Raw genomic sequence first — 12,976 nt, forward strand, 5'->3', positions numbered from 1 at the left:
CCGAACGGGCGGGCGGTGAGCCGGCGGGTAAAGTCGGTGGGTCGCCCCCGACCGCCGGGCCCACGCCCGGGTGGCCGCCCTCCTTCGTACGACAGGTCGCTCTTCCTTGCCTTCCCCCGCCGTCCCCGCCCCCGCCCGCCCCGCTCCGGCCGCCTCCCGGCTCCGTGCCCTGAAGCCCGACTGGCTGCGTGACCCCCGGGTGTGGCGGACCGAGGTGCTGGCGGGGCTCGTCGTCGCCCTGGCGCTGATCCCCGAGGCCATCGCCTTCTCCGTGATCGCCGGCGTCGATCCGGCGCTCGGACTCTTCGCCTCCTTCACGATGGCCGTGACCACGGCGATCGTCGGCGGCCGGCGGGCGATGATCTCCGCCGCCACCGGGGCCGTGGCGCTCGTCATCGCGCCGGTCAACCGCGAGCACGGCGTGCAGTTCCTGATCGCCACGGTCATCCTCGCCGGCGTCTTCCAGATCGTGCTGGGGCTCGTGGGCGTGGCCAAGCTGATGCGGTTCGTGCCGCGGCCGGTCCTGGTCGGCTCGGTGAACTCGCTCGCCGCGCTGGTCTTCCTCGCCCAGCTGCCCGAGACCCGGAACGTGCCCATGGCCGTCTACGGGCTGATCGCGGCCGGGATCGTCCTGCTCGTGCTCTTCCCCCGGGTGACGACCCTGGTGCCCGCCCCGCTCGTCACGATCGCCGTCCTGACCCTGGTCACGGTGGCGGCCGGGATCGCCGTGCCGACCGTCGGCGACCGGGGCGCGCTGCCGTCGGCGCTGCCGGTGCCGGGCCTGCCCGACGTGCCGTTCACGATCGGCACGCTGACCACCATCGCCCCGTACGCCTTCGCCGTCGCCCTCGTCGGCCTGGTGGAGTCGCTGCTCACGGCGAAGCTCGTCGACGAGCTCACGGACACGCCGTCGAGCAAGACCCGCGAGTCGGTCGGGCAGGGCGTCGCGAACGTCGTCACCGGCCTGTTCGGCGGGATGGGCGGCTGCGCGGTGATCGGCCAGACGATGATGAACGTGAAGGTGGCGGGCGCCAGGACCCGGCTCTCCACCTTCCTGTCGGGCGCGTTCCTGATGGGCCTGTGCGTGGCCCTCGGGCCGGTGGTCTCTCGGATCCCGATGGCCGCGCTGGTGGCGGTCATGGTCATCGTGTCGGTGGCCGCCTTCGACTGGGAGTCGGTCGCCCCGCGCACCCTGCGGCGGGCCCCCGTCGGGGAGACCGTCGTCATGCTGGTCACGCTGGCGTGCGTCCTGGTCTCCCACAACCTCGCCCTCGGCGTGATCATCGGCTCCCTCACCGCGACCCTCGTCTTCACCCGGCGGGTCGCCCGGCGGACGGTCGTCACCTCGGTCACCGACCCCGACGGCACGACGGTCGTCCACCGGGTCTCGGGCGAGCTGTTCTTCGCCTCGGCGGAAGCCTTCGCCGACCGCTTCGATCCCGCCGGTGACCCGGACCGGGTGGTGATCGACCTGTCCGCCGCACGGGTCTCCGACGCGACCGCCGTCGCCGCGCTGGACTCCGTCGCGGCGGCGTACGCCCGGCACGGCAAGACCGTCGAACTCACCGGACTCGACCCCGAGGGCGCCGCCCTGCGCGCCCGCCTCGGCGCCGCTCCGGCAGCCGTCCCGGCCCCCGCGGACGCCCCGGACAGCACCCCCGAGCCCGCCTCCGCCTCCGTCGGCTAGGGAACCTCGGGCTCTTCGCCCGGCAGCGAGCGGGCCGCCACCCGGCGCAGGTGGCCGGCGAAGACCTCGGGCGCGTCCGGGGTGAGGGTGCGCAGGGCGACCATCGCGGTGATGACGACGTCGCAGAGTTCGGCCTGGACGTCCTCCCAGCTGTGGCTGGTGCCCTTGCGGGGGTTCTGCCCGGTGGCCCCGATCACCGCCTGCGCCGCCTCCCCGACCTCCTCGGAGAGCTTGAGGACCCGCAGCAGGACCTCCTGCCCCGGCGGTACCGCCTGATGGGCGGTGAGCCAGTCGTGGAGGCGGGTGACGGTGGTCCAGGTCTCTTCGTCGCTCATCCCCGCAGCCTGTCAGCTTCCCGGGGCGGACACGCGGGGCCGGGGACGCGTACGGCTCCGGGGCCCGCGGCCGGGTGCGGCCCCGGAGCCGGAGGCCGTACGCGGCCGGCCACGGGCGCGGGAGGGCTAGGCGTCCTCGGCGGGGACGTCCTGGGGGTACCAGCGGAGCTCGACGGTGTTGCCGTCCGGGTCCTTCACGTAGACGGACTGCGCGGAGCCGCGGGCGCCCCAGCGCGGGACGGGCCCCTCGACGACGTCGAAGGCGCCGGAGCCTATGACCTCCTGCCAGTCGAGCGGGTCGACGACGAGACAGATGTGGTCCACGTTGGACTCGCCGCGGGGGCGGGAGAAGAGGTCGATGACGCTGCCCTCGTCGATGCGCACGGACGGGAACGGCACCTTTCCGGCCCGCCACTCCTCCACCCGCTCCGGCGCGAGGCCGAGGGGACCGGTGTAGAAGGCGAGGGACCGCTCGACGTCGGTGACGTTGAGGACGAGGTGGTCGAAGGCTTTCACGCGCATGCGCTGTCTCCCGTTGTTCCGTTCGATGGTGCCGGTCGAACGGGGGCGGTGAGCCGCGACGTCCGGCCGCTCCCGCCCGCCGGACCTCCATGCGCGCGTGCGCGCCCGTGACCGGCCCGCACCTCCCCCGTGCAGGTAGTGCCTATCACGGCGGACCGCCCGCCACCCACCGGTTTCCGGCGGGTCGTCAGGTCGCGCGCCGGGTCCGGCGGTCACCTGGTGGGCCGGGGGTGGGGAAAACCCCCGTAATGATCCACCTGCCGCCGTCATGGTCCCTGACCTGCCCGTTTCCGTAGGTTCGAAGGGAACCACCCAGGTACGAGAGCGGAGACACCATGCGCCTGCGACGCGGCGGCACGCGACGCGACCACGACCACGGACGGCCGGCGGACGCCCATCCGGCGCCGCCCTGGCGCCCCGCCGGACACCCGGTCGGGCACCCGGTCGGACACCCGGTCGGGCACCCGTCGGGGTACGCCGTGGAGCTCGGCGGCGTGCGGCGCCAGTACGGCCGGGGCGGCTCCGCCGTCCATGCGCTGCGGGGGCTCGACCTGGCCCTCCCGCACGGCAGCTTCACGGCCGTGATGGGGCCGTCCGGATCGGGCAAGTCGACCTTCCTCCAGTGCGCGGCGGGGCTCGACCGGCCGACCTCGGGCTCGGTCCGGCTCGGCGGCACCGAGATCACCGGGCTGAGCGAGAACCGGCTGACCGAGCTGCGCCGCAGCCGGCTCGGCTTCGTCTTCCAGGCGTTCAACCTGCTCCCCTCGCTCACCGTCGAGCAGAACGTGCTGCTGCCGATGCGGCTGGCCGGGCAGCGGCCCGACCGGCGGCGGGCCGCCGACCTGCTGGCCCGGGTCGGCCTCGACGGCAAGGCCGGGCGCCGGCCCTCGGAGCTGTCCGGCGGCCAGCGCTCGTCACCCGGCCCGACGTCGTCTTCGCCGACGAGCCGACCGGCGCGCTCGACACGACGACGGCGGCCGAGGTGCTCGCGCTGCTCCGCGACGCGGTGGACACGCTGGGCGCGACGGTCGTCATGGTCACCCACGACCCGGTCGCGGCGGCCTGGGCGGACCGGGTCCTGTTCCTCGCGGACGGGTCGATCGCCGACACCCTGGACCGGTCGGCTCCGGACCGGATCGCGGCCCGGATGGCGGCGCTCACGGCCCCGGCGGCCCCCGCCGGGTTCGCCGGTGCGGCCGGCACGGCGGTGGCGCGCTGATGTCCTTCCGCACCCACCCCGCCCCCGCACCCGCCCGCCGGTCCTTCCGGCCGAACGGGCTCGCCCGCGCGGCCGTGCGGTTCAAGCCGTCCTCCTTCGTCGGCACCTTCGTCGCGCTGCTCCTCGCGGCCGCCGTCGTCTCCGGCTGCGGACTCCTCCTCCAGACCGGTGCGACCGCCTCCCTGCCGGCCGCGCGGTACGCGGGCGTGCCCGTGGTCGCGGCCGCCGACCAGGAGGTCCACATGACGGTGGACCTGGGCGACGAGCGCGACGAGGCCTCCTCCCCGGTGCCGGACCGGGCGCGGCTGGACGCCGCTCTGGCCGGGAAGGCGGCGGGGGTCCCGGGCGTGGCCCGGGCGGTCGCCGACGTCGCCTTCCCGGTGCGGATCCTCACGCCCGGCGGCGGCGCCTCATCGCCGCTCACCGCCTCCGGCTGGGGCTCGACGTCCTTCACCGGCGCCGGCCTGACCTCCGGGCGCGCCCCGGGGGCCGGCGAGGCTGTGATCGGGACGGGTACGCACGCGGGTGCGGGCCCGGCCGACGGCTCCGGCGTCGGTGTGGGCGAGCGGGTCGTGCTGCGCACACCGGGCGGGGAGCGGGAGTTCACCGTGTCCGGGACGTCCGGGACCCCCGGGGTGTGGTTCTCGGACGCAGGGGCGCTCGCCGTCTCCGGTCACCCGGGGAAGGCCGACGCCATCGCCGTCCTCCCCCGGGAGGGCGCGGACGCGGGCGCGGTCGCGGACCGGGTGGCGGCCGCGCTCGACGGTCGCGCGCGGGTGCTCACCGGGGACGACCGGGCCCTCGCGGAGGGCACGGCGGTGCCGGCCGCGCGGGAGCTCCTGATGGGGCTGGGCGGGTCGTTCGGCGGCGTCGCGACGATGGTCGCGGTCTTCACGGCGGCGGGGACGGTCGCGCTGTCGGTGGGGCAGCGGAGCCGTGAGTTCGCGCTGCTCCGGGCGATCGGGGCGACGCCCCGGCAGCTGAGGCGGTCGATCGCGACCGAGGCGCTGCTGGTGGCCCCGCTCGCCGGGGTGCTCGGCTGCCTGCCCGGGACGGCCCTGGCCGTCTGGTGGTTCGGGCAGCTGCGGGCGAAGGGGGCGGTGCCGGAGGGCCTCGCCCTGGACCGGGGCGTGCTGCCGTACGGGGTGGCGGTGGCCGCCGTGGTGGTGACCGCGCTGCTGGGCGGGCTGCTCGCGGCGCGCCGGCCCTCGCGGACCGAGCCGGGCCGGGCCCTGGCCGAGGCCCAGGTGGAGCGGGCCGCGGTGGGTCGGGTGCGGACCCCGCTGGGGATCGCCGCGCTGGTCGGCGGCACGGTCTTCGCGGGGGTGTCGGCGGGGCTGTCCGGCGACGCCGCGGCGAACACGGCCCTCGGCGTCGTGATGCTGTACATGCTGGCGGTCGCCCTGCTCGGGCCGGTCGTGGCCCGGGTCTGCGCGGGGCTCGCGGGGACGGTGCTGGGGCGCTCGGGCGCCTCCGGTCACCTGGCCGCCGCCAACTCCCGCACGAACGCCCGGCGGCTGGCCTCCGCGATCACCCCGATCGTGCTGGCGACCGCCTTCGTCTCCACCCTGCTCTTCCTGCACACGAGCACGGACCGGGCCGCCGAGCACCAGCGGCGGGCGGCGGTGACCGCGGACCACGTCGTGGCGGACCCGGCCGGCCTGCCGGGCGACGCGGCGGAGCGCGCGGCCCGGGAGCCGGGCGTGAGGGCCGCCGTGACGGTGCTGCGGACCTCCGTCCTCGTCCCGTCCGACGTCCAGTTCGCCCCGGCCTCCGCACAGGCCGTCTCCGCCGATCCGTCACCGGTGCAGGACCTCGGCGTGCGGACGGGCGCGCTCGCGGACCTGCGGCCCGGCACGGTGGCCGTGGACCAGCGGCTCGCCGACTCGGCCGGCGTGCGGACGGGCGAGCGGCTGACCCTGCGGATGCCGGACGGCGGCGAGGCGAAGCCGCTGGTCGTGGCGACGTACGCGCGGGGCCTCGGCGTCGCGGAGGTGACGCTGCCGCAGTCCGACCTGACGGGCCGGGTGACCTCTCCGTACCCGACCGAGCTGCTGGTCCGGGGCGGTACGGCCGAGGGCCTGGCCGCGCTGGGCGCGGTCACGGGCCCCGACGGCGCCGCGGCCGCGCACGCTCCGGAGCGCGAGCTGAGCGCCTGGGCGAACCGCACGATGGCCGCGGTCCTCGGCGGCTTCGCGGCCGTCGCCGCCGCCAACACGCTGGTGATGACCGTCCTCCACCGGCGCCGCGAGCTGGGCACCCTGCGGCTGATCGGCACCACCCGCCGTCAGGTGCTGCGCATGATCCGCCTGGAGGCCCTGCTGGTCGCCGTCGGCGGCCTGGTGCTGGGCTCGGCGATCGCGCTGGCGACCCTGGTGCCGATGACGAACGGCCTCACCGGCGAGGCGCCCCACGTCCCGCCGCTGCTGTACGGCTCCCTCGCCGCGGGAGTCGTGGCCCTGGGGCTCGTCTCCACCGCGCTCCCGGCCCGGGCGGCGCTGCGGCACCGGTGATCCTTCCGGCCGGTCCGCCCCGGTGGGCGGACCGGCCGGTGGTCGGTGGTCGGTGGTCGGTGGTCGGTGGTCGGTGGTCGACGGTCGGTGGTCGGTGGTCGGTGGTCGGTGGTCGGTGGTCGGTGGTCGGTGGTCGACGGTCGGGCGGTCGACGATGGCCGGTGTCCGGTCGCCGGCTGGTGCTGGTCGCCAGTCGTCACCATCCGCCATCCGGCCTCCCCCTCGCCCCCGGGCACACATGCCTCAGGAAGGGGCAATCCGTGGGAGCGCTCCCGCACCTGCCGCGGGTCCATGGATTCCAGCCACGTCCGAAGTCTTGTCAGGTACGCGATCGCCCGCCTATCGTCACCCGCCAGAAAGCGCTTTCTAGCGCTTCGGCCCAGGGACGGGACTCACGACGACACGTCACGCGCCGGCACGCCGCCGGCGCGGACGCCAACGAAAGGGCAGGCGAGCATGGGACGACGCTCCCCCTCCACGCGACTCCAGGCGGCCCTGGCCGCCCTGGCGGTCGCGGCCGCCACCGGCGTGATCCTGACCATCCCGGAGGCATCGGCCGCGGTGGCCGCCGGCGCCACCGGCTACGCGAGCCAGAACGGCGGCACCACCGGCGGCGCGGGCGGCCAGACCGTCCGGGCGACCACCGGCACCCAGATCCACGCGGCCCTCTGCGGGCGCGCCTCCAGCAGCACCCCGATCACCATCCAGGTCGAGGGCACGATCAACCACGCCAACACCGCCAAGGTGTCCGGGACCAGCTGCAACACCGCAGCCGGGGTCATCGAGCTCAAGCAGATCAGCAACGTGACGCTCGTCGGCGTCGGCGCGGGCGCGGTCTTCGACCAGGTCGGCATCCACATCCGCGAGTCGAGCAACATCATCATCCAGAACGTCACCGTCAAGAACGTCAAGAAGTCCGGCTCGCCCACCTCCAACGGCGGCGACGCCATCGGCATGGAGAGCGACGTCCGCAACGTCTGGGTGGACCACAGCACCCTGGAGGCGTCCGGCGGCGAGTCCGAGGGCTTCGACGGCCTGTTCGACATGAAGGACAACACGCAGTACGTGACGCTCTCCTACAGCGTGCTGCGCAACTCCGGCCGCGGCGGCCTGGTCGGCTCCAGCGAGACCGAACTGAGCAACGGCTTCATCACCTACCACCACAACCTGTACGAGAACATCGACTCGCGCGCCCCGCTGCTGCGCGGCGGCACCGCCCACATGTACGACAACCACTACCGGCAGCTGAACGAGTCGGGCATCAACTCCCGCGCCGGCGCCCACGCCAAGGTGGAGAACAACTACTTCGAGGACTCCAAGGACGTCCTCGGCACCTTCTACACGGACGCGGCCGGCTACTGGCAGGTCGCCGGCAACGTCTTCGACAACGTGACCTGGTCCCCCAAGGGCACCGACTACAACCCCGCCGGCCCGAACCCGACCTCCAACGCCACCGTGTCGGTGCCGTACGCCTACACCCTGGACAGCGCCTCCTGCGTCCCGGACGTGGTCGCGCGGACGGCCGGCGCGGGCAAGGGCCTGCTGGTCTCGGACGGCTCCTGCACCCCGCAGTCGCCGAGCCCGACGCCCACCGCGACCGCGTCCCCGACCCCGACGGCCACGGCCAGCCCGACGCCCACGCCGACGGCCACGGCCACCACCGCCCCGCCGTCGGGCACCAACCTCAGCATCGGCGCCGGTTCGGACGGCTCCAGCAAGGCCGACGGCACGAGCTACGGCAACGTCCGTGACGGCAACCTCTCCACCTACTGGTCGCCCGCCGGCACGACCGGCTCGGTCTCGGTCAAGTGGGGCTCCCCGACGACGATCTCGTCGGTCCGCGTCCGCGAGGCCGCCGGGGCGGGCACCGTCACCGGCTGGCGCCTCCTGAACGGCGACACCGGAGCCGTCCTCGCCACCGGCGGCGCGGCCGGCACGGTCACCTTCCCGGCGACCGCGCTGAGCAAGGTCACCTTCGAGATCACGGGCGCCACCGGCACCCCGCGCGTCGCCGAGTTCGAGACGTACGCGTAAGGGTTCAGAAGTCCACCGGGTCGCGGACGAGGGGGCAGGTCATGCAGTGGCCGCCGCCTCGTCCGCGGCCCAGTTCCGCGCCGACGATGGTGATCACCTCGATGCCCGCCTTCCGCAGCAGCGTGTTGGTCTGGGTGTTGCGGTCGTAGGTGACGACCACGCCCGGCTCCAGGGCGACGGCGTTGTTGCCGCTGTCCCACTGCTGGCGCTCGGAGGCGTAGACGTCGCCCCCGGTCTCGATGACCCGCAGGCCCGGCAGGCCCAGCGCCTTGGCTACGACGTCCGTGAAGGGCGTGTCGCCCTCGTCGGTGATCTCGACGCCCGGGGCCCGGTCCGAGGGGCGCAGCGAGAAGCTGTGCACGGCGTCCACGATCCTCGGGTAGAGCGTGACGACGTCGCGGTCGGCGAAGGTGAAGACCGTGTCGAGGTGCATGGCGGAGCGCAGCCTGGGCATGCCCGCGACGACGACGTGCTCGGCGGCCCCCTGGTCGAAGAGGGCGCGGGCGACCTGGGTGACGGCCTGCCGCGAGGTGCGCTCGCTCATGCCCATGAGGACGACGCCGTTGCCGACCGGCATGATGTCGCCGCCCTCGAAGGTGGCCTGGCCCCAGTCCCGCTCGGGGTCCCCCCACCAGACGGTGGCGTCCCTGAAGTCGGGATGGTGGGTGTAGACCGCCTTCATGAGCAGCGTCTCGCCGTGCCGCGCGGGCCAGTAGAGCGGGTTGAGCGTGACGCCGCCGTACAGCCAGCAGGTGGTGTCGCGGGTGTACAGGGTGTTGGGCAGCGGCGGCATCAGGTACTCGCGGGCGCCGACGCCCTCGCGGGCCAGGGCGGCGTAGCCGGAGCGGACGTCCGGGGGCAGGTCGGCGGTGGACAGGCCGCCGATCAGGTACTCGGTCAGTTCGCGCGGGGCGAGGGAGTCGAGGAAGGCGCGGGTCTCGTCGATGAGCCCGAGGCCGACCTCGTTGGCGATGATCTTGCGGTCGAGGAGCCACGCCCTGGCTTCGGGGAGGGCCATGGTCTCGGTCAGCAGGTTGTGCAGCTCGACGACCTCGACCCCGCGCTGGACCATCTTGTTGACGAAGTCGGCGTGGTCGCGCTGGGCGTTCTCCACCCACATGACGTCGTCGAAGAGCAGGTCGTCGGAGTTGGTCGGGGTCAGCCGGCGGTGGGCGAGGCCCGGTGAGCAGACGAGGACCTTGCGGAGCCTGCCGACCTCGGAGTGGACGCCGAGGGGACGGGCGGCTGCGGGCGTTTCGGGGTTCATCGCCGGCCTTTCCGGGAGGGGTTCACAGCTCGATCCAGCCGGCGCCGAGGGCGATGACGCCGACCACGGCACCGGCCACGGAGACGGCGCAGACGACCGCCTCGCGGGGGGAGAAGAGGCGCCGGCCCTGCTCCCGGCGGGCCTTGACGAAGAGCAGGGTGGCGGGGGCGTAGAGGATGAGGGAGACGAGGACGAACTTGAGTCCGGCCGCGTAGAGCAGGAAGGCCGTGTAGAGGGTGGCGACGGCGGCGACGACGAGTTCGCGGCGGGTGCCCGTCCCGGCCACCCGGTTCTCCCGGGGGCGCAGGGCGATCTTGAGGGCGAAGCCGGCGGCCAGCAGGAAGGGGATGAGGCTGAGGGCGCTGGTCAGGTCGAGGGCGAAGTTGAAGGCGTCGTCGGAGAAGGCGGTGACGACGAGCACGACCTGGCTCAGCGCGGTGGTCAGGAGCAGCGCGGGGGCGGGCACGTCGTTCGCCGTGGTGCGGCCGAGGAAGCGGGGCATGTCGTCGTCCTCGGCGGCGACGAAGAGGACTTCGGCGGCCATCAGGGTCCAGGCGAGGTAGGCGCCGAGGACGGAGACGATCAGGCCGACGCTGACGAAGACCTTGCCCCAGGTGCCGACGGCGGCCTCCAGGACGCCGGCCATGGAGGGCTGGCGCAGCTCGGCGATCTCGCTCATGGGCAGGATGCCGTAGGACACGATGGTGACCGAGGCGAAGACGGCGAAGACGCTGAGGAAGCCCAGGACGGTGGCGCGGCCGACGTCCTCGCGGCGCCGGGCGTGCCGGGAGTAGACGCTGGCGCCCTCCACGCCGAGGAAGACGAAGACGGTGGCGAGCATGGTGCCGCGGACCTGCTGGAAGAGGGAGCCCGCGTAGTCGGCGCCGCCGAAGTTCTCGGCGAAGACGGCGGGCTTGAAGCAGAACAGCGCCAGGAGGACGAAGACCAGGATGGGCACGACCTTGGCGACCGTGACGATCCGGTTGATGGCCGCCGCCTCCTTGACGCCGCGCCGGATCAGCAGGAAGAAGCCCCAGAGGCCGAGCGAGGAGAGGACGATCGCGAGGGCGGAGTCGCCGTCGCCGAGGGCGGGGGCCACGGCCCCGATCGTCGACATGATGAGGACCCAGTAGGTGACGTTGCCGACGCAGGCGCTGGCCCAGTAGCCGAAGGCCGAGAAGAAGCCGAGGTACTCGCCGAAGCCGGCCTTGGCGTACGCGTACACGCCGGCGTCCAGGTCGGGGCGGCGCACGGCGAGCGTCTGGAAGACGAAGGCGAGCATGAGCATGCCGGTGCCGGCGACGGCCCAGGCGATGAGCGCTCCGGCGACGCCGGTCTCCTGGGCGAAGCGCCGGGGCAGGGAGAAGACCCCCGCGCCGACCATGGAGCCGACGACCATGGCGGTGAGCGTGAGGAGACTGAGCTTGACCGACGGCGGAGCGCCGTCGGGGGCGGCCTCGGCGCTGGGTTCCGCTGCGGTCATGGCGTACCTCCCCGGTGCGCACGCGCCCCGGTCTGGCGCGAAGAGGAGCGTCGGGCCGCTCAGACTCTAGCCGGTGATCACCCCTTACGCCCCTTTTGTAGCGATTGATGGTTACGGGGCTCCGTCGGGCGGTACGGGCTCCGCGGCGGCGCGCCCGGCGCCCGCGGAGTGCGGGGGCCGGGCGCGCGGAGGGTGGACAGGGTCAGCGGACCGGGGTCGCGTGGGCCGTCTCGAAGGCGGCGAAGGCGGCCTCCTGACGCCATTCGAGGGCGGCCTTCGGGCTGCCCTCGACGAGCCGGCGGCAGGCCGAGGAGCGGACCGGGGTGCCGGGGCGCTCGCCTCGGCAGGCGGGGACGGTGCGGTAGCCCTCGGCCGTCGGGTTGCCGCGCCACAGGCTCGCGCCCGGGACGAAGGCGTACTCCAGGGAGGCGCGGGCGAGGTCCTTCAGCTCCGGGTACGACAGGCCGTAGGTGCGGGACGCGTACGCGTACTCGTGGCTGATGTCGATCCGGGACACCCCGGGGTCGTCGGTGGCGAGCACCACCGGCACGCCGTAGGCGCGGTACGTCTCGAAGGGGTGCTCGGCGCCGCGCACGCCGAGGATCTGGGCGTTGCTGGTGAAGGGCACCTCGACGGCGACCTCCCGGGCGGCCATGGTGCGGGCGGTGGACCGCCAGTCGGTCTCGTGGACCAGGTCCACGCCGTGCCCGACGCGCTCGGTGCGGGCGACGTCGACGGCCTCGGCGATGTGGAAGGTCAGGTCCTCGGGCTTGACCAGGCCGGGCCACAGCTCGCCGGCGTGCAGGGTCACGTGCGCCTCGGGGTGGATCCCGCGCAGGTGGGCCAGCATCCGCATCTGGAGGCTGTAGTTCGCGAGGGAGCTGTCCCAGTCCTCCGGCTGGACCAGGTTGACGGCGACGAAGCGCTCGTCGCGCTCGGCCAGCCGCATGCCGAGCGCCATCTGGGTGAAGACCCGGACGGGCGTGCTGCCGCGGGAGACCTGGGAGATCCAGCGGACGGTGAGCCCGCAGGCGGGCCGCTCGCGCTCGGTGCCGCAGCCCGCCGCCTTCCGGAACTCGGCGTCGCCGTCGTCGGCCTCCTTCACCGCCTCGTCGACGAGGGCGTCCAACCGGCCGTCGGCCGTGAGCTTCTTGTACAGCGCGGCGAGGTCCGGGTCCCATCCGACGCTGTCGGCGAGCTTGTTGGCGCTCCACGAGGCCGGGCTGACCATCGTCTCCAGGTACGACTGGTTCTGCGCGGCGACGTCGTCGGCGAACTCGGCGAGCAGCTTGCCGCGGTGACGCCAGGTCACCTCGCCGAACTTTCCGAAGGTGTCGAAGAAGTGGTCGTGGCCGTTGCCGTCCGGCGGGAAGTCCTCCATGGACCAGGCGCGGACGAGCGCGTCGTGGAAGGCCCGGTCCCCCGCCGCGTCGGCGGCGGGACGGGTGCCGGGGCCGCAGGGCGGGACGACCGCGGTCATCGTGGCGGTGTCGACGCAGAGGCCGTCCTCGGCCGCGAGGGTGATCAGGTACTCGGTGGAGACGGCTCCGGAGAGGTGGTTGTGGAGCTCCCCGCCCTTGGGCATCATCCGGAAGAACGCGTCGAGCCGGGCGGGCCGGTCGCGTACGGACGCGAGGTAGGCGTCGGTGCGGGCCTCGCCCGGGGTCGGCACCCGGAGCGCGGCGGCGGGTCCCGCGGCCGGAAGGGCTGCGGTGGACGCCGGGGCGCCGGCGGCGGGATGGGCGGAGGCGGGGAGGGCGGCGCTCAGCGGCAGCAGGCCGAGCGCGGCCACGGCGGCCGGGAGGAACCGGCGGCGGGTGGCGGATCGGTGGGGCGTAGTCACCCCGGCATGATCGTGAACTCCGGGTGGGACCCGGGGCCGGTGAAACGCCGCGCGGGGCCCGACCACCCGACCG

Annotated in this window: 8 protein-coding genes and 1 pseudogene; 4 read left to right on the forward strand and 5 right to left on the reverse strand. The window is 74.3% G+C overall.

Going from position 1 to position 12,976, the window contains the following annotated elements:
* Positions 1-106 precede the first annotated feature (106 nt).
* Complete coding sequence (locus IE321_RS14235) at positions 107-1,687, forward strand: SulP family inorganic anion transporter (RefSeq protein ID WP_079022136.1); 1,581 nt, start codon at positions 107-109, stop codon at positions 1,685-1,687.
* On the opposite strand, the gene IE321_RS14240 is transcribed toward IE321_RS14235, so the two are convergent.
* Entirely contained in the window at positions 1,684-2,022 is a 339-nt protein-coding gene (locus IE321_RS14240; protein WP_043225715.1) for a MazG-like family protein, read from the reverse strand. The genes IE321_RS14235 and IE321_RS14240 overlap by 4 nt on opposite strands.
* Positions 2,023-2,148: 126 nt before the next feature.
* On the reverse strand, positions 2,149-2,544 hold the full coding sequence (locus IE321_RS14245) for a VOC family protein (RefSeq protein ID WP_190223146.1): 396 nt from the start codon (positions 2,542-2,544) through the stop codon (positions 2,149-2,151).
* A 335-nt stretch (positions 2,545-2,879) separates the two neighbouring features.
* Here IE321_RS14245 and IE321_RS14250 point away from each other — a divergent pair.
* The 3 genes and pseudogenes from IE321_RS14250 to IE321_RS14260 all read left to right on the forward strand — a co-directional run bounded on the left by IE321_RS14250 (position 2,880) and on the right by IE321_RS14260 (position 8,310).
* Positions 2,880-3,763 (forward strand): annotated as a pseudogene (locus tag IE321_RS14250) (ABC transporter ATP-binding protein).
* On the forward strand, positions 3,763-6,276 hold the full coding sequence (locus IE321_RS14255) for an FtsX-like permease family protein (protein ID WP_190223147.1): 2,514 nt from the start codon (positions 3,763-3,765) through the stop codon (positions 6,274-6,276). Before IE321_RS14250 ends, IE321_RS14255 begins: the two are co-directional and overlap by 1 nt.
* Positions 6,277-6,732: 456 nt before the next feature.
* On the forward strand, positions 6,733-8,310 hold the full coding sequence (locus tag IE321_RS14260) for a pectate lyase family protein (protein WP_190223148.1): 1,578 nt from the start codon (positions 6,733-6,735) through the stop codon (positions 8,308-8,310).
* 4 nt (positions 8,311-8,314) lie between these two features.
* Here IE321_RS14260 and arcA read toward each other — a convergent pair whose 3' ends face one another.
* The 3 genes from arcA to IE321_RS14275 form a co-directional block, all read right to left on the reverse strand.
* On the reverse strand, positions 8,315-9,577 hold the full coding sequence (arcA, locus tag IE321_RS14265; RefSeq protein ID WP_190223149.1) for an arginine deiminase: 1,263 nt from the start codon (positions 9,575-9,577) through the stop codon (positions 8,315-8,317).
* Between the two features lie 22 nt (positions 9,578-9,599).
* Positions 9,600-11,060: a basic amino acid/polyamine antiporter gene (locus tag IE321_RS14270; RefSeq protein WP_190223150.1), complete on the reverse strand. Its 1,461-nt coding sequence runs from the start codon at positions 11,058-11,060 to the stop codon at positions 9,600-9,602.
* 202 nt (positions 11,061-11,262) lie between these two features.
* A complete protein-coding gene (locus IE321_RS14275) occupies positions 11,263-12,903 on the reverse strand; it encodes an adenosine deaminase family protein (RefSeq protein WP_226652664.1) in 1,641 nt (546 codons plus the stop codon).
* Positions 12,904-12,976: the final 73 nt, after the last annotated feature.

This window comes from Streptomyces hydrogenans, assembly GCF_014656075.1.
GTDB classification, from domain to species: domain Bacteria; phylum Actinomycetota; class Actinomycetes; order Streptomycetales; family Streptomycetaceae; genus Streptomyces; species Streptomyces hydrogenans.